The 20,258-nt window shown below is 68.7% G+C and carries 18 protein-coding genes; 4 read left to right on the top strand and 14 right to left on the bottom strand.

The features are described from left to right. Nucleotides 1–30: 30 nt before the first annotated feature. Nucleotides 31–2,196 (bottom strand): hypothetical protein, encoded by a 2,166-nt coding sequence (locus BTH_RS03610; protein WP_038708150.1) that lies wholly within the window; start codon nucleotides 2,194–2,196, stop codon nucleotides 31–33. Between the two features lie 219 nt (nucleotides 2,197–2,415). Between BTH_RS03610 and BTH_RS34260 the strand changes: the two genes are divergently transcribed. Genes BTH_RS34260 through BTH_RS03590 form a run of 4 tightly spaced genes read left to right on the top strand, consistent with a single transcriptional unit; the run spans nucleotide 2,416 to nucleotide 5,858 of the window. Next, nucleotides 2,416–2,769 carry a hypothetical protein gene (locus BTH_RS34260; RefSeq protein ID WP_165981697.1) on the top strand — a complete coding sequence of 118 codons (354 nt, stop codon included), beginning with the start codon at nucleotides 2,416–2,418 and terminating at the stop codon, nucleotides 2,767–2,769. Next, nucleotides 2,766–3,824, top strand: coding sequence for an acyltransferase family protein (locus BTH_RS03600; protein ID WP_009895869.1), 1,059 nt, complete (start codon nucleotides 2,766–2,768; stop codon nucleotides 3,822–3,824). Before BTH_RS34260 ends, BTH_RS03600 begins: the two co-directional genes overlap by 4 nt. Nucleotides 3,825–3,859: 35 nt before the next feature. Further along, nucleotides 3,860–4,903, top strand: coding sequence for a GDP-mannose 4,6-dehydratase (gene gmd, locus BTH_RS03595; protein WP_009895868.1), 1,044 nt, complete (start codon nucleotides 3,860–3,862; stop codon nucleotides 4,901–4,903). After that, complete coding sequence (locus tag BTH_RS03590) at nucleotides 4,890–5,858, top strand: NAD-dependent epimerase/dehydratase family protein (RefSeq protein WP_009895866.1); 969 nt, start codon at nucleotides 4,890–4,892, stop codon at nucleotides 5,856–5,858. Before gmd ends, BTH_RS03590 begins: the two co-directional genes overlap by 14 nt. Here the strand turns inward: BTH_RS03590 and BTH_RS03585 are convergent. The 13 genes from BTH_RS03585 to BTH_RS03525 all read right to left on the bottom strand — a co-directional run bounded on the left by BTH_RS03585 (nucleotide 5,843) and on the right by BTH_RS03525 (nucleotide 20,143). Continuing rightward, nucleotides 5,843–6,223 (bottom strand): cupin domain-containing protein, encoded by a 381-nt coding sequence (locus tag BTH_RS03585; protein WP_009895865.1) that lies wholly within the window; start codon nucleotides 6,221–6,223, stop codon nucleotides 5,843–5,845. The genes BTH_RS03590 and BTH_RS03585 overlap by 16 nt on opposite strands. A gap of 92 nt (nucleotides 6,224–6,315) precedes the next feature. Next, nucleotides 6,316–7,506, bottom strand: a complete 1,191-nt coding sequence (locus BTH_RS03580; RefSeq protein ID WP_009895863.1) for an O-succinylhomoserine sulfhydrylase — start codon at nucleotides 7,504–7,506, stop codon at nucleotides 6,316–6,318. A 249-nt stretch (nucleotides 7,507–7,755) separates the two neighbouring features. Continuing rightward, a complete protein-coding gene (purF, locus tag BTH_RS03575) occupies nucleotides 7,756–9,291 on the bottom strand; it encodes an amidophosphoribosyltransferase (RefSeq protein WP_009895861.1) in 1,536 nt (511 codons plus the stop codon). A 52-nt stretch (nucleotides 9,292–9,343) separates the two neighbouring features. Further along, nucleotides 9,344–9,838: a CvpA family protein gene (locus tag BTH_RS03570; RefSeq protein ID WP_009895859.1), complete on the bottom strand. Its 495-nt coding sequence runs from the start codon at nucleotides 9,836–9,838 to the stop codon at nucleotides 9,344–9,346. Between the two features lie 6 nt (nucleotides 9,839–9,844). Then, nucleotides 9,845–10,570 (bottom strand): SPOR domain-containing protein, encoded by a 726-nt coding sequence (locus BTH_RS03565; protein ID WP_223297095.1) that lies wholly within the window; start codon nucleotides 10,568–10,570, stop codon nucleotides 9,845–9,847. Between the two features lie 119 nt (nucleotides 10,571–10,689). Beyond that, nucleotides 10,690–12,003 (bottom strand): bifunctional tetrahydrofolate synthase/dihydrofolate synthase, encoded by a 1,314-nt coding sequence (gene folC, locus BTH_RS03560; protein WP_011400984.1) that lies wholly within the window; start codon nucleotides 12,001–12,003, stop codon nucleotides 10,690–10,692. Between the two features lie 112 nt (nucleotides 12,004–12,115). Continuing rightward, complete coding sequence (gene accD, locus BTH_RS03555) at nucleotides 12,116–12,988, bottom strand: acetyl-CoA carboxylase, carboxyltransferase subunit beta (RefSeq protein ID WP_009899364.1); 873 nt, start codon at nucleotides 12,986–12,988, stop codon at nucleotides 12,116–12,118. A gap of 79 nt (nucleotides 12,989–13,067) precedes the next feature. Next, entirely contained in the window at nucleotides 13,068–13,883 is an 816-nt protein-coding gene (gene trpA, locus BTH_RS03550) for a tryptophan synthase subunit alpha (RefSeq protein WP_009895853.1), read from the bottom strand. Between the two features lie 42 nt (nucleotides 13,884–13,925). After that, nucleotides 13,926–14,783, bottom strand: a complete 858-nt coding sequence (locus BTH_RS03545; RefSeq protein ID WP_009895852.1) for a DNA-methyltransferase — start codon at nucleotides 14,781–14,783, stop codon at nucleotides 13,926–13,928. A 10-nt stretch (nucleotides 14,784–14,793) separates the two neighbouring features. Further along, nucleotides 14,794–15,987, bottom strand: a complete 1,194-nt coding sequence (gene trpB / locus BTH_RS03540; protein WP_009895850.1) for a tryptophan synthase subunit beta — start codon at nucleotides 15,985–15,987, stop codon at nucleotides 14,794–14,796. A gap of 69 nt (nucleotides 15,988–16,056) precedes the next feature. After that, nucleotides 16,057–16,797, bottom strand: coding sequence for a phosphoribosylanthranilate isomerase (locus BTH_RS03535; RefSeq protein ID WP_009895848.1), 741 nt, complete (start codon nucleotides 16,795–16,797; stop codon nucleotides 16,057–16,059). Continuing rightward, nucleotides 16,797–17,609: a tRNA pseudouridine(38-40) synthase TruA gene (gene truA / locus BTH_RS03530; protein ID WP_009895847.1), complete on the bottom strand. Its 813-nt coding sequence runs from the start codon at nucleotides 17,607–17,609 to the stop codon at nucleotides 16,797–16,799. Before truA ends, BTH_RS03535 begins: the two co-directional genes overlap by 1 nt. Then, nucleotides 17,609–20,143, bottom strand: coding sequence for a FimV/HubP family polar landmark protein (locus BTH_RS03525; protein ID WP_011400982.1), 2,535 nt, complete (start codon nucleotides 20,141–20,143; stop codon nucleotides 17,609–17,611). The genes truA and BTH_RS03525 overlap by 1 nt, the downstream gene beginning before the upstream one ends. Nucleotides 20,144–20,258 lie beyond the last annotated feature (115 nt).

Here is a 20,258-nt window from a genome sequence, read left to right as displayed (position 1 = left end):
TCGCGGCCGCCGCCGTCATTCCCGCACCCGTCATCGTGGCCTCCACCGATACATCATCACCTTGCCGCGCGCGTCCTCCTCGACGAAGATCAGGTACTCGCCGTTCTCGCGCCGGTACGCGCTGATCCCGAACGGCACGTCCACCCAACCCGACGCACGCCCCACCTCCGGCCCCGGCTTGATCACGCCGAGCTCGCGGCCGTTTTCCCTGTCGTACACGTGCACCGTGCCGACCGGCTCGACGCCGAACAGATAGCGCCCCTCGAGCGTCAGCCCGATCAGCGTGAAGATCGGCTTCGCGTCGAGCTGCCACGGCAGCGAAACCTGATAGCGCACAACCGGCGAGCCGCTCGACCACTTGTCGAAGCGCACGAGCACGCGCCCCACTTCCTTCGACAGGCCGCCCACGCGCGGCGCGTCCGCCGTGTAGCCCGTCACGTACAGCGTGTCCGTGGACGCGTCGTACAGCGCGCGGCGCAGCTCGGTGAACGGCGCGGGCGTCGGGTACGTCGTCAGCGTGTCGTACGAGTAGATCGGGTTGCCCGCCTTGTCGAGCCCGCCGAAGCGAAAGCGCCGGATGCCGCGCGTGTCGCTCGTGCGCCAGATGTCGCCGTTCGTGTCGACCCACCAGCCCCAGCCGCCCGCCATGCCCTTGCCGGTCGTGTTCAGCTCGAATTCGCTCTCGTCGATGCGGCCGTTGCCGTTCGCGTCGCGCCAGATCCAGTCGCCGCCCGGCGGCCGGTTCGGCACCTTGTCGACGGGCCGCGCGCGCCCCGCGAGCAGCCCCGACGGAATCGCGGTCTCGCCGTCGCGCTTCGGATCGAAGCGATAGATCTTCAGATGATCGGCGTACATGTCGGTCAGGTAGAGGAACGTGCGGCCCGCGACCTTGCGCGCGAACGGCATCCCCGGCCATTGATCGGTGTTGAACACCGGATCGTCCGGATACTTGAAGCGGTTCGACAGGAATCCCGCATATTTCCATTCCTTGCCGGCCGGCTTCGACAGATCGAGCTCGAAGCGCTTGTTGCCGGTGTAGACGCTGTTCGGCCGGCCCGGATCGATCCACGCGCCGTCGACGAACAGCAGGCCCTGCACCTGCCAGCGCAGCCGGCCGTCGGGCGCATAGCTCTCGAGCGTGCTGCCGAGCCCCGCGCCGATCGTGCCGTGGCGCGGGCCGATGCCGTTGGTCGCGACGTACACGTTGCCCGCGCGATCGACGCCGACGCCCGTGAGCCCGTTGAAGCGCAGCGGTCCCGGCCGGCCCGCGACGCCCGAGAAGATGCCGCCGCGCTCGCCGAGCGCGCCGCTCATCGCGTAGCCGCCTTCGGCCGATTTCGAGAAGATCAGGACCTGCTGGCGCGCTCCGTTGTCGGCAACCAGCACGCGCCCCTTCGCGTCGGTCGCCACATCGACGGCATCGGCCCCCGGCGGCAGCTCGGGCGCGTCGTCGATCTTGCGGCCGTCGGGCCGCACATGCGCGAGCTTCGCGGGGCCGTTCAGCGTGCCGGTCAACAGCCACAGCGTGCCGTCGGCCGCGAGCGCGATCCGGCCCGGCTCGTGCGCGCTCCACGCGCCCTTCTTCTGCATCGTCTGCGCGTCGTACACGTCGACGGCGTCGTGCAGCGGATCGGTCGCGTACAGCACGCTGTCGCTCGCGGCGAGCCCCGCGACTTCCGCGCGCGTGTCGGTCGGCACGTCATTGACCGTCAGGAAGCTCGCCGCGAGCTTCGCGCGCGCGTCGCCCGCCTTCGCGCTGCGAAACGGCGCGGCCTGCTTCACGTCGCCGATCTCGCGGCGCGAGATGCCGTACCACTGGCGGCCCTTGTCCGGCCAGATGCCCGGCGCGACGAGCCGGCCCTTCTCGTTGCCGACCGCGATCGCGACGTACGCATAGCGGCTGTTCACCGCGATCGCGCTGCCGCCCGCGTTGCCCCAGCCGTGCGTGCCGCCCGCGAAGCCGAGCATCTTGCCGTCCTGATAGACGCTCGCCTCCGCGCCGCTCTCGTCCCACGGCGCGTTCGTATACACCTTGCCGTCGGGCGCGACCGCGATCGCGCGAATGTCGATCTGCGTCCACATGCCGTCGCCATAGCCGAAGGTATTGCCGATCCACGACGTCGTCGCGGGCAGCACGTTCTCGGCTCGCGCGGCGCCCGCGAGCGTCGCCGCCGCCGCAAACACCGCCACTCCCATTCGCATCAAACGTCGCAAACCGCCTCTCCCATCGACCGTGACGAGCCGCCGGCGCGCCCGGCCACAAGGCAAGCCCGACATGCGAAACGCTCGTGCGTTTGCGACGCATGCACGCATCGCAAAATAGGTTTCAAACGATGCGAAGCAGGTTACAAGCAAAAATATTCACAAGAAATTTGGAAATATTTGCGGATATTTCGACGCGCAATCGCGAATCGAATGATCCGTTCGAATCCTTTCGCGCGGCCGTGCGCCGGCAGGAACGACCGGCGGCGGCGCGCGCCGGCGCGTAGAAAATACCGCGCAGCAGCACGGGCGGCCGACGCGATCGGGGTCGGGGTCGAATGCCGCGCGGCTCGCGCGCCGCGCCTCGGGAATGCCGCCGCCGCGCCGCATGCGGAAAAAGTCGAACGAATCGCCGCGCGTTTTTTTGCCGATTTCTTTTCCCTAGAATCGATTTCAACTCGATCTTTCATTTATTTCAGCGGATGCACGACGATTCGGAGCAAAAGTGCGGCCAGCGCGATGCGCGTCCGGCGCCGGATCGTCGTCGTCCGCATCCATGCCCGATGACTCGCGATACGCTCGTTGCCCCGCCCGCCCACGCCGGCCGCATCGTCCAGCTCGACGGCCTGCGTGCGTTCGCCGTGCTCGCGGTGTTCCTCCAGCATGCGCTGAAGGCCCCGCTGTGGATCGGCGTCGATCTCTTCTTCGTGCTGAGCGGCCTGCTCATCACCGGCATCCTGCTCGAGCGCAAGGCGCGCGGCGAGTCGTACTTCGGCTACTTCTACGCACGCCGCGCACGCCGCATCCTGCCGCCGTACCTGCTGCTGCTCGTCGTGTCGTCGATCCTGTTCGGCGTCGAATGGGCAAGGCACTGGCCGTGGTACGCGTTCTTCTCGACGAACATCGGGCTCTCGCTCGGCGGCATCGGGCATGACAGCCTGAACGTGCTGTGGTCGCTCGCCGTCGAAGAGCAGTTCTACATCTTCTGGCCGTTCGTCGTGCTGCTCTTCCCGGAGCGCGCGCTCGCGTGGGTCGCGGCCGCGCTGATCGTCGCGGCGCCGCTCCTGCGCGCGATCGCGACGCCCTGGTTCGACTCGTTCTGGCCGATCTACTACCTGACGCCGTTCCGGATGGATCTGCTCGCCGCCGGCGCGCTTCTCGCCGTCGTGCTGCGCCGCGACCGGCGCGCGCTCGAGCCGTACTACGGTGCGGCGATCGCGGCCGCCTGCGCGGCGCTCGCGGTGCTCGCGTGGCTGCACCTGTCGTTCCCGCGCTTTCGCGCGGCGAACACGCCGCTGTCCAACGCGACGCTCTACAGCGTGTCGCTCGTGCTGTGCACGTCGATCGTCGTGATCGCGCTGCGCGGGCGCGGCCTCGTGCAGCGCGTGCTGACCCATCCCGCGCTCGTCTATGTCGGCACCGTCAGCTACACGATCTATCTGATCCACCTGAGCGTGCTGTACGCGCTCTGGCCGCTGCATCTGAACCGCTACCTGACGGCCGCGCTCGCGTTCGGCGTCACGCTCGCGTACGCGAGCGCGAGCTGGTACGGCTTCGAGCGGCGCCTGACGCGCGGCGCGCCGCGGCGTGCGATCGCGGGCGCCGCGCGCGCGTCCGCATGACCCGATTCACTCCATCGTTCGATTAGGAAACCGCAATGACCCAAGCACGCAAGGCGATCATCACCGGGATAACGGGCCAGGACGGCGCTTATCTGACGAAGCTTCTGCTCGACAAGGGCTACGAGGTCGTCGGCACGTACCGCCGCACGAGCTCGGTGAACTTCTGGCGCATCGCCGAACTGGGCGTCGACAAGCACCCGAACTTGACGCTCGTCGAGCATGACCTGACCGATCTCGGCTCGAGCCTGCGCCTCATCGAACGCGCGCAGCCGAACGAGGTTTACAACCTCGCCGCGCAAAGCTTCGTCGGCGTGTCGTTCGACCAGCCGGCGACGACGGCCGAAGTCACGGGCATCGGCGCGCTGAACCTGCTCGAGGCGATCCGCGTCGTGAACCCGAAGATCCGCTATTACCAGGCGTCGACCTCGGAGATGTTCGGCAAGGTGCAGGCGATTCCGCAAACCGAGAGCACGCCGTTCTATCCGCGCAGCCCGTACGGCGTCGCGAAGCTGTTCGCGCACTGGACGACGGTCAACTATCGCGAGTCGTACGGCATCTTCGGCTCGAGCGGAATCCTGTTCAATCACGAATCGCCGCTGCGCGGCCGCGAGTTCGTCACGCGCAAGATCACCGATACCGTCGCGAAGATCAAGCTCGGCAAGGCGAGCCGGCTCGAGCTCGGCAACATGGGCGCGAAGCGCGACTGGGGCTTCGCGCTCGAGTACGTCGAGGGAATGTGGCGCATGCTGCAAGTGGACGAGCCCGACACCTACGTGCTCGCGACGAACCGCACCGAGACGGTCCGCGATTTCGTGCGGATGGCGTTCGCGGCGGCCGGCTACCAGCTCGAATGGAGCGGCAAGGCCGAGGACGAACGCGGCATCGACACGGCGACGGGCAACGTGCTCGTGTCGGTGAATCCGAAGTTCTACCGCCCGGCCGAAGTGGATCTGCTGATCGGCTGCGCGGACAAGGCGAGGGACAAGCTCGGCTGGGCTCCGAGGACGACGCTCGAAACACTGTGCCGGATGATGGTCGAAGCCGACATCACGCGCAACCGCCACCATGAAACCTTCTGAGCCCGGCGCGCGGCGCGCGCTCATCACCGGCATCGCGGGCTTCACCGGCCGCCACCTCGCCGCGCGCCTCGAGGCGGACGGCTACGAAGTGTGGGGCACGGTCGCGCCCGACGCCGACCTGCTCGGCGGCCCGCCGCTGCGGCGCTGGCGCTGCGTGAAGGCGGACCTGCTCGACGTCGACTCGCTGCACGCGGCGGTCGCCGACGCGCGGCCGCACGCGGTCGTGCATCTGGCCGCGCGCGCGCACGTCGCGCACGGCAATCCGCGGGACACGTACCTCGTGAACGTGGTCGGCACGCGCAACCTGCTCGCGTCGCTCGCGGGCCTCGACGCGCGTCCGCACGCGGTGCTGCTCGCGAGCAGCGCGAACGTGTACGGCAACGCGCCGATCGAAGTGCTCGACGAATCCGCGCCGCCGCTGCCCGCGAACGACTACGCGGTCAGCAAGCTCGCGATGGAATACATGGCGAAGCTCTGGCTCGACCGCTTGCCGATCACGATCGCGCGGCCGTTCAACTACACGGGCGTCGGCCAGAGCGACGCGTATTTGCTGCCGAAGCTCGTCGCGCATTACGCGCGCGGCGAGCCGCGGATCTCGCTCGGCAATCTCGACGTGAGCCGCGATTTCTCCGACGTGCGCGACGTCGTCGACGCCTACGCGCGGCTCGTCGACGCCGCGCCCGCGGGCGAGACGTTCAACGTGTGCGCGGAACGCGGCTATGCGTTGAAGGAAGTGCTGGCGATGCTCGCGCGGATCGCGGGCTACGTGATCGACGTCAGCGTCGATCCGCGCTTCGTGCGTGCGAACGAGGTGAAGAAGCTGGTCGGCTCGTGCCGGAAGCTGCGCGGCGCGATCGGCGAAACGCGCCGCACGCCGCTCGACGAGACGCTGCGCTGGATGCACGACGACATGCGCGCGGCGCTCGCCGCACGCGCGGGTCAGCCGGCGAGCTGAGCGTCGATGCGCTTCGCGAGCGGCGACGGCGTGTCGCCCGTGTGCAGCGTCGTGACGGTCTCGATCAGCGCGATCCCGCACTCCGCTTCGGCGACCGGGTTGTGCATCGTGTTCTTCGGCACGATGCAGAAGTCGCCCGCGTTCAGCACGACGTCGGCGCGCCCCTCGAATTGAATGCGCAGGCTGCCGTAGACGACGTAGAACATCTCGTCCTCGCCGGCGTGCTTGTGCCACGTGAACTCGCCCTTCAGCTTCGCGACCTTCACGTACTGGTCGTTCACGCGCCCGACGACGCGCGGCGACCAGTACTCGGTCACGTCGCGCAACGCCGCTTCGAAATTGATGCCGATGCCTGCCTGAAACATGGGGACGCTCCTGGTTCGATGCATTCGAGCGGGCAGCTTAGCAGCAAGCGCGTGAACGCGCCGGCCGTGCGTTTGTCACGGCCCGCCCGGCGTCAGCCCGCGAGCCCGCGCGCGAGATCGTCGCGGATGTCCGCCGGAGCCTCGAGCCCGACCGCGAGCCGGATCAGCCCTTCGGTGATTCCCGCCGCCTCGCGCGCTTCCGGCGTGATCCGGCTATGCGTCGTCGTCGCCGGATGCGTGATCGTCGTGCGCGTGTCGCCGAGGTTCGCAGTGATCGACACGATCTTCGTGCCGTCGATCACGCGCCACGCGTTCGCGCGCTGCTGCTCGGGCGTGTCGCCCTTCAGCTCGAACGATACGACCGAGCCGCCCGACTTTTGCTGACGCCGCGCGAGCGCGTATTGCGGATGCGATTCGAGCCCGGGATAGAACACGCGCTTCACGGCCGGATGCGCCTCGAGCCAGCGGGCGATCTCGAGCGCGTTCTCCGATTGCCGGTTCACACGCAGCGACAGCGTCTCCATGCCCTTGAGCAGCACCCATGCATTGAATGCGGACAGCGTCGGCCCCGCGGTGCGCACGAACGGAAACACCTTCTCCATGATGAACGCCTTCGAGCCGACGAGCGCGCCGCCGAGCACGCGGCCCTGGCCGTCGAGGAACTTGGTCGCCGAGTGCATCACGACGTCCGCGCCGAGCTTGAGCGGCTGCTGCAGCACCGGGCTGCAGAAACAGTTGTCGACGACGAACAGCGCATTCGCCGCCTTCGCGATCTTGCCGATCGCCTCGATGTCGGCGAGCTCCGTCATCGGGTTCGACGGCGTCTCGAGGAAGAACATCTTCGTCTCGGGGCGCACGGCGGCGCGCCATGCATCGAGATCGGCCGGATCGACGAACGTCGTCTCGATCCCGAACTTCGCGAAGATCTGCCCGAACAGCCCGAGCGTCGAGCCGAACAGGCTGCGCGAGCTGACGAGGTGATCGCCCGCCTGCAACGCGGCCATCACGACCGACGTGATCGCCGCCATCCCGGATGCGGTCGCGATGCACGCCTCGCCGCCCTCGAGCGCCGCGAGGCGATCCTGGAACATCGTGACGGTCGGGTTCGTGAAGCGCGAGTACGTGTAATAGTCTTCCGAATGCTTGAAGCGCTCGGCCGCCTCGGCCGCGCTCGCATAGCAGAAGCTCGACGTCAGGAAGAGCGCTTCCGAATGCTCGTTGAATTCGCTGCGCAGCGTGCCCGAGCGGACGGCGAGCGTGTCGAAGTTGAGAGAGTCGTCCATGTTCCGTTCATCCGTTTTCAAGCGCATCGCCGCCGTGCGCCGCGCGGCGAATGCGCAGACCAACAAAAAGCCCGCTCATGCGTCGGCATCAGCGGGCTTGGTGTGCGGAGCAGCTATCGACTCGGGCCGGCATGGCGCTGCTCGCCGGCCTTCGCTTTAGCTGTTTCGGGTTGCCCCGCGTCCGCAAGCTGAAATCAAATCGACGCAAGGCCCCATCGTATCACGCCTTTTCGGTCGCGCGCGCGGCGCTCACTCGACCGACAGCTGCAGGTTCATCTGCGAGCGCTCGGCGCCTTCGCCGTTCGGATCGCGATCCGCCTGCGACGCGGGCGCGAGGCGCGCGCGCTCGATCGCGTCCAGATACTCGGGCGTGACGTCGCCGGTGATGTAGTCGCCGTCGAAGCACGATGCCTCGAAGCGCTCGAGCGACGGGTTGATGTCGCGCACCGCGCGGCGCAGATCGTCGACGTCCTGGTAGATCAGATAATCGGCGCCGATGATCTTCGCGACTTCCTCGTCGGTGCGGCCGTGCGCGACGAGTTCGCCGCGCGTCGGCATGTCGATCCCGTAGACGTTCGGAAATTTCACGGGCGGCGCCGCCGACGCGAAGATCACCGACTTCGCGCCCGCATCGCGCGCCATCTGCACGATCTCGTGCGACGTGGTGCCGCGCACGATCGAATCGTCGACGATCAGCACGTGCTTGTCCTTGAACTCGATGCTCATCGCGTTGAGCTTCTGGCGCACCGACTTCTTGCGCACCGCCTGGCCCGGCATGATGAACGTGCGGCCGACGTAGCGGTTCTTGAAGAAGCCCTCGCGATACTCGACGCCGAGCTTCGCCGCCACCTGCATCGCGGCCGGCCGCGACGAATCGGGAATCGGCATCACGACGTCGATCGGCACGTCCGGCAGCTCGCGCCGGATCTTCTCGGCAAGGTAGTCGCCCATGCGCAGGCGCACGTTGTAGACGGGCACGCCGTCGAGGCACGAGTCCGGACGCGCGAGGTACACGTACTCGAACATGCACGGATTCAGGCTCGGCTTGTCCGCGCACTGGCGGCTGTGGAACCTGCCGTTCACGTCGATGAAGACCGCCTCGCCCGGCTGCACGTCGCGGACGAACTCGAAGCCGATGCCCTCGACCGCGACCGACTCCGACGCGACCATCCACTCGGTGCCCTGCTCGGTTTCGAGCTTGCCGATGCAAAGCGGGCGGATGCCGAACGGATCGCGGAACGCGAGCAGGCCGTAGCCGGCGATCAGCGACACGATCGCATACGAGCCGTGCGCGCGGCGGTGCACGCCCGCGACCGCCTTGAACAGCGAATCCGGATCGAGCTCGAGGCCCGTCGTGGAAAGCTGCAGCTCGTGCGCGAGCACGTTCAGCAGCACTTCGCTGTCGGAGTTCGTGTTGATGTGGCGGCGGTCGATGCGGAACATCTCGTCCTTCAACTGCTGCCAGTTCGTCAGGTTGCCGTTGTGCGCGAGGATGATGCCGAACGGCGCGTTCACATAGAACGGTTGCGCTTCGGCTTCGCTCGACGCGGAGCCCGCCGTCGGGTAACGGACCTGACCGATCCCGGCCGTGCCGGGCAGGCTGCGCATGTTGCGCGTGCGGAACACGTCGCGCACCATGCCGTTCGCCTTGTACATATGGAAATTGCTGCCGTCCGCCGTCGCGATGCCCGCCGCGTCCTGACCGCGATGCTGCAGCAGCAGCAGGCTGTCATAGACGAGCTGGTTGACCGGGGACTGGGAGATAACGCCTACGATGCCGCACATGGCATGTCCTTCAACGATACAAAAAACGGTTCGGTCGGTGCGCTCGCGCGAGTCAGACGTGAATGTACGCGGCGAGCCCGTCGGGCAAGAGCGGCTTGAGCTCGCGCACGCCCTGTTCGGCGAACGGACGCAGCAACGCGTCGCGCCAGAAATCCTGTTTCGGCAGCTCGGTAAGCCCCGCCGCCGCGACGAGCAGCAACACGAGCAGCACGCCGCGCACGAGGCCGAACATCATGCCGAGCGACCGGTCGACGCCGCCCAGGCCCGTGGCCTGCGCGATCCGCGACAGCAGCGCGTTCGCGACGCTCGCGACGAGCACGACGCCGATGACGATCAACGCGAACGCGACAACCCACTGGGTCAACGCGCCGCCCGGCCACCTCGCCGGAATATAGGGCAGCACGACGCCGACGAAACGGCACGCGATCAAGAATGCGGCGATCCAGCCGATCAGGCCGAAGATCTCGCCGACGAATCCTCGCCACGCGCCGCGCAGCGCCGACAAACCGATCACCAGCAGCACGGCGTAATCGAAAGCGGTCAGCATCGCCCGTTACTGCGTGAGGCCCGCTTCGCGCACCTTCGCGATCGCGGCGGAAGCGGCCGCGCGATCGGCGAACGGCCCTGCGCGCAACAGTGTAGCCGTACTGCCGTCAGCCTGCTTGCGGTGCTCGACGTACGCGGGCACGCCCGCCGCCTTCAGCTTCGTCGCCCAGTTGCGGGCGGTCGCGTCGTCGCGAAACGAACCGAGCTGCAGCGCGAAGCGCGCGCCAGGCGGCGACGCGGGCGACGACGCGTCGCCGTCGGCCGCCGCGTTCGCGGCCGGCCGGCGCGCCGGCGCCGCATCCTGCGACGGCTGAGCGGCCGGCTTCTGCGCGGCGGCGGTCTGGGCCTTCTTGGCGTCCTGCAGGTTCTTCGCGTCCGTCTTCGCGGTCACGGCGGGTGCCGGCGCCGGCGCGGCGGGCGCGACGTTCGCCGTCGCGGCCGCCTCGGACGCGGGAGGCTCGTCATGCGCGACGCCCGCCTGGACGTCCGACGCGTCTTCGTCGTTCGCGGCGGCCGCCTGGTGCGACGGACGGTTCGGAATGTCGATCTGGACGTCGTCGGTGACGGGTTTCGGATGCGAATCGAGCACCATCGGCAGCACGATCACCGCGGCGACGACGAGTGCGATCGCGCCGACGAGACGCCGGCGCGCGCGTTGTTTTTCAGGAAGGGTCGGATCGAGCAGCAGTGCGTCGGTGTCGGGCCGCTCGGTGCGGCGCGAACGGCGTTCCACGCGTTCGGTGCGCACGGCCCGGGTGCCGGACCGCGACCCGCGCCTGGGCGGCGCGTCGTCCTCCTTCTTGCCGAACGAGAAAATACCCATGTATGGCTGAACCCGAAGCTACTCGTCAGTCAGTGGTCATGGCGGCGGTCCACGACGGGCATCACGCCCGCTACCGTGTAGAAGCTACCGAAAACCACGATTCTATCATTGTCGGATGCGCTTTTTAGTGCATCGAGGAACGCATCGGCCGGACTGGCGTGGCGCGTGACGCTGTGTTGCGCGCCGTTCTCGACGCCCGCGCCGCGCAGCACGCGCTCGAGCACGTCGGCCGAAGCCGCGCGCGGCAGCGGCAGATCGGTCAGATGCCAGTGATCGATCGCGCCCTTCAGCCGCGCGACGATTCCCGCGAGATCCTTGTCGGCCATCGCGCCGAACACCGCATGCGTGTACGGGTAGTAGCCCATCGAATCGAGATTCTGCGCGAGCACCGCGGCCGCGTGCGGATTGTGCGCGACGTCGAGCAGCACGAGCGGCTTGCCGGGCAGCACCTGGAAGCGCCCTGGCAGTTCGACGTTCGCGAGCCCGAGCCGGATGTCCTGCGCGGATACGGGCAGCCGCTCGCGCAGCGCCTCGAGCGCGGCGAGCGCCGCCGACGCATTGAGCAACTGGTTCGCGCCCCGCAGCGCCGGATACGCGAGCGCCGGGTAGCGCTTGTCGCGGCCGGCGTACGTCCATTGCTGGCGCTCGCTGCCCGGCTGCGTCGAGAAGCGGAAGTCGCGCCCGACGAGCCACAGATCCGCGCCGATCGCGGCCGCATGGTCGACAAGCGTCTGCGGCGGCGCCGGGTCGCCGCAGATCGCGGGCTTGCCCGGACGGAAGATGCCCGCCTTCTCGAATGCGATCTTCTCGCGCGTGTCGCCGAGATATTCGATGTGGTCGACGTCGATGCTCGTCACGATCGCGCAATCGGCGTCGATCACGTTGACCGCGTCAAGCCGGCCGCCGAGCCCCACTTCGAGGATCACCGCGTCGAGCCCGCGCGACGCGAACAGATGCATGATCGCGAGCGTCGTGAACTCGAAGTACGTGAGCGACACCGGCTCCGCCAGGCGCGTGCGCGCCGCCTCGACCGCCTCGAAATGCGGCAGCAGTTCGTCGTCGTCGACGATCCGGCCGTCGATGCGCGCGCGTTCGTTGAAGCGCAGCAGATGCGGCGACGTGTGGCAACCGACCTTGTAGCCCGCGCGCACGAGGATCGTCTCGATGAACGCGCAGGTCGAGCCCTTGCCGTTCGTGCCGCCGACCGTGATCACCGGGCACGCGAATTCGAGCTTCAGCGCGTCCTTGACCTGGCCGATGCGGGTAAGGCCCATGTCGATGCCGACGGGATGCGCGCTTTCGAGGTGCGAAAGCCACGCGTCGAGAGAGGAAAAGGTGCTCATCGAATCCAACTTCGAATCAAGGCGGCGAGTCAAAGCGAACGCGCCGAAAAAACAAACGCGCCGCTCGGCGCAAGCCGAGCGGCGCGCGGTCGTGCGATCACGCGCGCGGCCGTCAAGCCAGCGCGTCGGCCGGCTGGCGCTGCAGCAGCGCGATCAGCTGCGCGATTTCGTCGCGCATCTTGCGGCGATCGACGATCATGTCGATCGCGCCCTTCTGCAGCAGGAATTCCGCGCGCTGGAAGCCCTCCGGCAGCTTCTCGCGCACCGTCTGCTCGATCACGCGCGGGCCGGCGAAGCCGATCAGCGCCTTCGGCTCGGCGATCACGACGTCGCCGAGGAACGCGAAGCTCGCCGACACACCGCCCATCGTCGGATCGGTCAGCACCGAGATGAACGGCAGCTTCGCGTCGGACAGCTTCGTGAGCATCGCGGTGGTTTTCGCCATCTGCATCAGCGACAGCAGGCTTTCCTGCATCCGCGCGCCGCCGGACGCGGCGAAGCAGATGAACGGCACCTGCTGCTCGAGCGCATTCTGCGCGCCGCGCGCGAAGCGCTCGCCGACGACCGAGCCCATCGAGCCGCCCATGAACGAGAACTCGAAGCACGCGGCGACGACGGGCAGCGTGTGGATCGCGCCGCCCATCACGACCATCGCGTCGGTCTCGCCCGTTTCGTCCATCGCTTCCTTCAGACGATCCGGATACTTGCGGCTGTCCTTGAACTTCAGCGTATCGACCGGGACGATCTCCTGGCCGATCTCGTAGCGGCCCTCCGGATCGAGCAGCGCGTCGAGGCGCTCGCGCGCGCCGATGCGCATGTGGTGATCGCACTTCGGGCACACGTGCTGATTCGCGTCGACGTCGTTGCGGTACAGCACCGCCTCGCACGACGGGCACTTGATCCACAGGCCCTCGGGAATCCCCTTGCGGCTTTTCGGATCGGTCTGCTTGATCTTCGGCGGCAACAGTTTGTCGAGCCAGCTCATCGTATGGTTTCCTGTTCGGTGGCGGGCCGGGCGTTCTGCACCCGGCCCGCGGTCAGCTTGTGTTGACGTGTCGCGCGGCTCACGCCGCCGGCTTCGCCGCGCCGTCGATCGCGGCGCGCAACCCGGCGACGAACTCCTTGAGCTCGGCGGCGGCGTTCTCCGGCGCGGCCTGCTCCAGCAACTGGACGAGGCGGCTGCCGATCACGACGGCATCCGCCACCTCGGCCACCGCGCGCGCCGTCGCGGCGTCGCGGATGCCGAAACCCACCCCGACGGGAAGCGGCACGCGCGACTTGATGGCCGGGATTTTACCCTCAATGGTGGAAACATCCAGATTTGCGGCGCCCGTCACGCCCTTGAGCGACACATAGTAGACGTAACCGCTCGCCACCTCGCCGACGGCGGCGATCCGGTCGTCGGTCGACGTCGGCGCGAGCAGGAAGATCGGATCGATGCCCGCCGCGCGCATCTTCGCGGCGAAATCGTGCGACTCCTCGGGCGGATAGTCGACGACGAGCACGCCGTCGACGCCCGCGTCGCGCGCGGCCGCCGCAAACGCGTCCTCGCCCATCCGCTCGATCGGATTCGCGTAGCCCATCAGCACGACGGGCGTCTGCCGGTCGCGCTCGCGAAAGCGCCTCACGTCGTCGAGCACGCGGCGAAGCGTCACGCCTTTCGCGAGCGCGCGCTCCGACGAGCGCTGGATCACGGGGCCGTCGGCCATCGGATCGGAGAACGGCACGCCAAGCTCGATCACGTCGGCGCCGCCTTCGGCAAGCGCGTGCATCAGCTCGACCGTCCTCGACGGGTCCGGGTCCCCCGCGGTGATGAACGGGATCAGCCCCTTGCGGCCCTGGGCGGCGAGTGCGGCAAAAGTGTTCTGAATACGGGACATGACTGGTTCCAAATCGTTTCGCTATTGCGCGGACAGCACCGCTTACGCGTCGGCCGGCGCCGGAACGGCCGCAAGCGACGCGACGCGCTCGCGCGCGATCGCACAATAGCTTTCGTTGATCTCGTAGCCGACGAAGTCGCGCCGCTGCCGCGCGCAGGCCACCGCGGTCGTGCCGCTGCCCATGAACGGATCGAGCACGCGGCCGCCCGGCGGGCAGCTCGCGAGCACCATCCGCTCGATGATCTCCAGCGGCTTCTGGGTCGGATGGTCGACCCGCTCCGCATGTTGGCGGTGCAGGCGCGACACGGACCAGACGTCCTTCGGGTTATAGCCGAGCTCGAGCCACTTGCTGCCTTCGAACAGCTTGCGGGAGCGCGCTTTCTTCGTATCGGCGTCGTACGGAATGCGGACCGGATCGAGATCGAAGTAATACCCCTTCGAAACCGCGAAAAAGCCGATGTTGTCGTGCACCGACGTGAAGCGGCGCGTCGTGCCGCCCATGCTCGGCACGCGCCGGTCCCAGATGATCTCGTTGATCATCGTGAGCCTCGTCTTCAGGAAGCTGAATATCTCGGGCGCGTACTGCCACGTGCAGAACACGTACATCGAGCCGGTGGACTTGAGCTTCGGAATCGCGAGCTCGAGCCACTCGCGCGTCCACGCGAGGTGCTCGTCGCCCGAGCGCTTGTCCGAGTCGTTGCCGTAGTCCTTGCCGAGTCCGTACGGCGGATCGGCGACGATCAGGTCGATCGACGCGTCAGGCAGGCTCGCGGCCTCGTGCAGGAAATCGCGGTTATGCAATTCGATGCCGGCGGGCAGCACGCGCGAGGCGCCAGCGGCCGGAACCGCTTGCGCTTCGCTCGCCGCGCCGCCCGCCGGCTCTTCGATCAGGTCACGCATCGGTCGGGGCTCAGAGCGCGATGCCCGATCGCTCGGCGACCGTGTGCATGTCCTTGTCGCCGCGCCCCGACAGGTTGACGAGCAGGATCTTGTCCTTCGGCAGCGTCGGCGCGAGCTTCACGCCGTACGCGATCGCGTGGCTCGATTCGAGCGCCGGGATGATCCCCTCGATCCGGCAGCAGTCGTGAAACGCCTTCAGCGCCTCTTCGTCGGTAATGCCGACGTACTGCGCGCGGCCGCTGTCCTTCAACCACGCATGCTCGGGGCCCACGCCCGGATAGTCGAGGCCCGCCGACACCGAATGCGTCTCGATGATCTGGCCGTTCTCGTCCTGCAGCAGGTACGTGCGATTGCCGTGCAGCACGCCCGGGCTGCCGGCGATCAGCGACGCCGCGTGATGGCCGGTGTCGAGCCCGTCGCCCGCCGCCTCTACGCCGATCAGTTGCACCGATGCGTCGTCGATGTACGGATAGAAGATGCCCATCGCGTTCGAGCCGCCGCCGACGCAAGCGATCACCGCGTCCGGCTGCCGGCCGGCGAGCTCAGGCATCTGCACCTTGCATTCGTCGCCGATCACGCGCTGGAAGTCGCGCACCATCATCGGATACGGGTGCGGGCCCGCCACCGTGCCGATGATGTAGAACGTGTTCTCGATGTTCGTGACCCAGTCGCGCATCGCCTCGTTCAGCGCGTCCTTCAGCGTGCGCGAGCCCGATTCGACGGGCACGACGGTCGCGCCGAGCAGCTTCATCCGGTAGACGTTCGCGGCCTGCCGGCGCACGTCCTCGGCGCCCATGTAGACGACGCACTCCATCCCGAAGCGCGCGCAGATCGTCGCGGTCGCGACGCCGTGCTGGCCCGCGCCCGTCTCGGCGATCACGCGCTTCTTGCCCATCCGCTTCGCGAGCAGCGCCTGACCGATCACGTTGTTGATCTTGTGCGCGCCGGTGTGGTTCAGGTCTTCGCGCTTCAGGTAGATCTGCGCGCCGCCGAGCGTCTCGCTCCAGCGCTGCGCGTGGTAAATCGGCGACGGACGGCCGACGAAGTGCTTCAGCTCGCGGTCGTACTCGGCGACGAAGTCGGGGTCGTGCTTGAATTTCTCGTACGCGGCGCGCAGCTCGTCGAGCGCGTGAATCAGCGTTTCGGCGACGAACACGCCGCCATATGGGCCGAAATGGCCGCGATCATCGGGAAGGTTGTACATGACGTCACTCTCGGTTCGACCGCGCGGCGCGCCGGATTCTCTATTTCCGGCGCGCCGCGCGGGCTGGCATCACCCGGCGTCCGCTTCGCGCACTGCGCGCACGAACGCCGCCATGCGGGCGCGATCCTTCACGCCCTTCGCGCCCGGCGCTTCGATGCCGCTCGAGACATCGACCGCGAACGGACGCACCTGACGGATCGCGTCACCGACGTTTTGCGCGTTCAACCCACCACTCAAAACGGCCCGACGCGCGAGCTCTGCTGGGATAAGTGACCAATCGAAGACCTTGCCGCTGCCGCCGTAGTGCTCGACGAGGGTGTCGAACAACAGGCCGCGGGCTGCCGAATAGTGAAGAGCCGATTCTACCAAATCGGCCGGCTGCGTCGCCACGCCCACGCGCAGCGCGCGCAGCCACGGCAGCCGCGCCGCCGCCGCGAGCGACGCGCACTGTTCGGGCGTCTCGTCGCCATGGAACTGCAGCAACGCGAGCGGCACTTCGTTCGCGACGCGCGCGACCTCGTCCTCGGTCGGATTGACGAACAGGCCGACCACCGACACGAACGGCGGCACGCGCGCGGCAAGCGCGGCGGCGTGCTCGACCGTCACCGCGCGCGGACTCTTCGGGTAGAACACGAGGCCGATCGCATCGGCGCCGAGTTCGGCCGCCCAGTCGACGTCGCCCGCCTTCGACAGCCCGCAGAGCTTGATGCGCGTGCGCGACGGCGGCGCGCCGCCGTCCGTGGCGCCGCGCGCGCCGGCGGCGAGCGCATCGTTCGTCGCCGCATCGATTGCATTGGTCGTATCGGTCATCATGGTCGTCCGTCCAGATCGGCCCATACGCTGCTCCATGGCACGCTGCCGAGCTGCGCGGGCGGCACCGCGAATTCGGCCGGATAGCCGACGTGCGCGAGATAGAGCCCTTCGGGCATGAAAGTCGGCGCCGCGCAGCCGCGGTCCCGGCTTTCGAGCACTTCCGCGAGCCACGACGCCGGATAGCGGCCGCGCCCCACCGCGACGAGGCAGCCCATCAGGTTGCGCACCATGTGGTGCAGGAACGCGTTCGCGCGGAAGCGGAAGTGGATGAAATCGCCGTCGGGGCGGATGCCGATCTGGTACAGATGCTTGACGGGCGACTTCGCCTGACACTCGGACGAGCGGAACGCCGAGAAATCGTGCTCGCCGACGAGGTGCTCGGCGGCCTCGCGCATCGCGTCGACATCGAGCGGCGTATGAACCCAGCCCGCGCGCGCCGCGAGCATCGGCGAGCGCACCGGATGCACGTACAGCGCGTAGTAATAGGTGCGCTCGAATGCGGCAAAGCGGGCGTGGAACGTGTCCGGCATCGGCTTCGCCCACTGCACGGCGACCGTCGAAGGCAGGAACGCGTTCGTGCCGCGCACCCACGAGAAATCCGCGCGATCGAGGTCGGTATCGAAATGGACGACCTGGCCGAGGCCATGCACGCCGGTGTCGGTGCGGCCCGCGACCGTCGTGTGCAGCGACGTCTGCGCGAATTCCGCGAGCGCCCGCTCGAGCGCGTCCTGGACGGTCTTGCCGTGCGGCTGCGACTGCCAGCCGCAGAACGCCGCGCCGTCGTACTGAATGCCGAGTGCGATTCTCATCACGACAGGTCGGCGAGCTTGGCGAGCATCACGCGCGCTTCGTCACGCGTGTCGGCGTGATCGGCTTCGATCACTTCGTGCAGCAGCGTGCGCGCGCCGGCGAGATCGCCGAGCTCGACGTATTCGGACGCGAGTTCCAGCTTGTTGCGCGCGATCTTCGCGAGCGCCTCGGGCGTGAACGCCGGCAGCGACGCGCTCGGGCCGGACGGCAACTCGAGGTCGAAATCGAGGTTCAGCGCGCCGAATTGCGCGACGCCGAGCGGCGGCGGGCTTGCGGACGGCGCGCCCGGCTCGTGGTTCGGCAAGGCCGGCGCCGGCGCGGCGGACGCTGCGCCCACCGGCTGCGAGGCCGCGGCCGGCGGGTCGCCGTGCGCGGGCGGCACGCTCGGCACGCCTCCCTGCGGCGCGGCTCGCGCCGGCTCGTCGTGCGAAGCCGCTTCAGCCGGCGTCGCTGCGTGCGGCGCGGTGGCTTCGGCAGCGGCTGTCGCGTGAGGCGTCGGCACAGCAGGCGCCGCGTCCGCATCCGCGCCCGCCGCGAACGGTTGTTCAAGCCGGACTACCGGCGCGTCCTGCGTGTGTCGCTCTTCGGGCGTCGAATCAGTCGCCGGAGATGCGGCCACTCGCGCCGCCGCTTCGCCGTGCCCGATCCCGCCGAGCGCCGTCGCGTGACGCTGCTCGTTGTCCGTCTGCTGCGGCGTTACGCGGGCACCGCCGTCAAATGATTTGACCCCGCCAAAATCCGACGATCCTGCTTGACCACACGTTTCCGCTCCATGCGGATTATCCGCGTCGAGCGCGCCCATCGGCGGGTGGGCGGCGGCTGGACGGTTAGTTGCATCTTGTGCGCTGTGCGAAGCGGTCGGCTCGGCCTGCTGCGATTGCGCCGTCCGGTCGGCATCGGCCGCCGTCGGCTCGCGCGGCGGCAACGGCATGTCGAGGCTGTCGAGCGCCGCGATCGCGTCGCTCGGAAACGCCTGCCGCCATGCGTACGGCGCCGGCTTCGCGCCCGTTCGCGGAACGCCGGACGGCTCATCGCCTGTCGATTCGGGCGCGCGTGGCGCACCGCCTTGCTCGTCCGGCCGCGGGATCTCCAGCGTCAGCGGCGTCGCGGCCGGCGTTTGCGGGTCGCGAGCCGGCGCGGCCTCGCCGTCGGCCGGCGGTGACGCCTCCGATCCGCGCTGCACGGGCGTGCGCCTCGCATCGACGGGCAGCGCGCCCGGCGATGCGTGCTGCGCGACAGCCGCCGCGCCTTGCTCTCCCCCGTCGCGCCGCGCTTCTTCCGTCTCACCCGGCGCGCCGGCGATCGCGGCGGCCGCGTCCGGATCGAGCGCGGGCGCGGGCGTGAACGCGCCCGGCTCGATCGCGTCGGAGGGCGCGCCCTTCTTGCGGCGGCGCAACGCAAAACCCGCAATCAGCGCGACGGCCGCGGCACCGACCGCAACCGCCGCCCCTGTGTTGAGCGGCACCCACGGCGCGACCGCGCGCGGTGACGCGCTCACGGGCGGCGTCGCGGCGGATGCGGACGCGGCGTTCGTCGCCGATCCGGCCACGGCCTCGGATGCGGCGGCTTCGGCACCCGCCGTCGTCGAGCCGGCCGCAGCGCTCGCCTGCGGTTTCTGCTCGCTACCCGCTGCTGGCGCCGGTCGTGCAGGCGTCGGCGCGAGGTTCGTCGCAGGCTTGCCGATTCCGTGTTTCTGCAATTCCATCAGCACACGATTTTTCAGCGCGAGCAATTGCTGCAGGCTCGACGGTCGCGCCTGCGAGGCGCCCATCGCCGGCTGCGCGGCCGAGCCCGACTGCACGTGATTCGCGGCCCCGGGTGCGAGCAACGCCTCCGCGCCGGCCGCCGACGCGCCGTTCGCGCCTGCCGGCGCTTGCTGAATGGAGCCGCTCCACACGTGCGCGTTGCCGACGCCGGACGAAGCGGCGGTCGCCACCTGCGCGGCCGCGGAAGAAGCATGCGCAACCGCCGCGCCGGGCGCCGATGCGCCGTTCGCGCCCAAAGCCGCGCCGGAGGCCGAGAATCCCACCGCACCGCTTGCCGCCGCGTGCGACGCCGCCGACGCCGCCGCGGGATGCGAAGGCGCCGACGCTGCCGACACGGACGCGTGCGACGCCGCGCCCGAAGCCGCCGCAGCAGCAACCGCCGCCGATGCGCCGTTCGCAGGCGCGCCAGCCGCCGCGCCCGTCGCGTCGAGCGGCGGCACGGTCAATTGCGCGCCGATCTTCAGGCGGCTCGGATCGCGCTTCATGAACGCCTGCGGATTCGCGTCGAAGAGCGCGCGGCCCGCGCGGGCCAGCACACCGGGATCGTGCGACTGCGTGACGGCCACGGCAATGTCGTTGAGCGACTGGCCCGGTCGCACGGTGATCGTCAGCGGCGCGGCCTGGTCGGTGGGCGCGGCGCCCGCCGCATCCGGGGCCGCGTACGCGGCGCTCGCGCCGGCAAGCGCGAGAACGGCGGCCGCGACGGCACGCCGCGCGGACGGCAGGCCATCGGAGATCATCGTCGAAGAAAGGAATCGAAGCGTCATCGGCTTGGTCGCCGCGGCATGACGCGGCCTGGGTTCGCGTTTGGATTGAGACAAAATCGGACCGCAAATAAAAAAAGCGTCGCGTGAAACGCGACGCTTTCGGGTTGTGTACGCG

It is taken from the genome of Burkholderia thailandensis E264, assembly GCF_000012365.1.
GTDB lineage: Bacteria > Pseudomonadota > Gammaproteobacteria > Burkholderiales > Burkholderiaceae > Burkholderia > Burkholderia thailandensis.
Note: the sequence above shows the minus strand (reverse complement) of the source record. Positions and strands in the feature narration are given on the sequence as shown.

What these genes read in the sequence shown, in the direction of transcription:
- BTH_RS03610 (WP_038708150.1), bottom strand. Translation starts at nt 2,196, where the DNA reads ATGGGAGTGGCGGTGTTTGCGGCGGCGGCGACGCTCGCGGGCGCCGCG.
- BTH_RS34260 (WP_165981697.1), top strand. Translation starts at nt 2,416, where the DNA reads ATGATCCGTTCGAATCCTTTCGCGCGGCCGTGCGCCGGCAGGAACGAC.
- BTH_RS03600 (WP_009895869.1), top strand. Translation starts at nt 2,766, where the DNA reads ATGACTCGCGATACGCTCGTTGCCCCGCCCGCCCACGCCGGCCGCATC.
- gmd (WP_009895868.1), top strand. Translation starts at nt 3,860, where the DNA reads ATGACCCAAGCACGCAAGGCGATCATCACCGGGATAACGGGCCAGGAC.
- BTH_RS03590 (WP_009895866.1), top strand. Translation starts at nt 4,890, where the DNA reads ATGAAACCTTCTGAGCCCGGCGCGCGGCGCGCGCTCATCACCGGCATC.
- BTH_RS03585 (WP_009895865.1), bottom strand. Translation starts at nt 6,223, where the DNA reads ATGTTTCAGGCAGGCATCGGCATCAATTTCGAAGCGGCGTTGCGCGAC.
- BTH_RS03580 (WP_009895863.1), bottom strand. Translation starts at nt 7,506, where the DNA reads ATGGACGACTCTCTCAACTTCGACACGCTCGCCGTCCGCTCGGGCACG.
- purF (WP_009895861.1), bottom strand. Translation starts at nt 9,291, where the DNA reads ATGTGCGGCATCGTAGGCGTTATCTCCCAGTCCCCGGTCAACCAGCTC.
- BTH_RS03570 (WP_009895859.1), bottom strand. Translation starts at nt 9,838, where the DNA reads ATGCTGACCGCTTTCGATTACGCCGTGCTGCTGGTGATCGGTTTGTCG.
- folC (WP_011400984.1), bottom strand. Translation starts at nt 12,003, where the DNA reads ATGAGCACCTTTTCCTCTCTCGACGCGTGGCTTTCGCACCTCGAAAGC.
- accD (WP_009899364.1), bottom strand. Translation starts at nt 12,988, where the DNA reads ATGAGCTGGCTCGACAAACTGTTGCCGCCGAAGATCAAGCAGACCGAT.
- trpA (WP_009895853.1), bottom strand. Translation starts at nt 13,883, where the DNA reads ATGTCCCGTATTCAGAACACTTTTGCCGCACTCGCCGCCCAGGGCCGC.
- BTH_RS03545 (WP_009895852.1), bottom strand. Translation starts at nt 14,783, where the DNA reads ATGCGTGACCTGATCGAAGAGCCGGCGGGCGGCGCGGCGAGCGAAGCG.
- trpB (WP_009895850.1), bottom strand. Translation starts at nt 15,987, where the DNA reads ATGTACAACCTTCCCGATGATCGCGGCCATTTCGGCCCATATGGCGGC.
- BTH_RS03535 (WP_009895848.1), bottom strand. Translation starts at nt 16,797, where the DNA reads ATGACCGATACGACCAATGCAATCGATGCGGCGACGAACGATGCGCTC.
- truA (WP_009895847.1), bottom strand. Translation starts at nt 17,609, where the DNA reads ATGAGAATCGCACTCGGCATTCAGTACGACGGCGCGGCGTTCTGCGGC.
- BTH_RS03525 (WP_011400982.1), bottom strand. Translation starts at nt 20,143, where the DNA reads ATGACGCTTCGATTCCTTTCTTCGACGATGATCTCCGATGGCCTGCCG.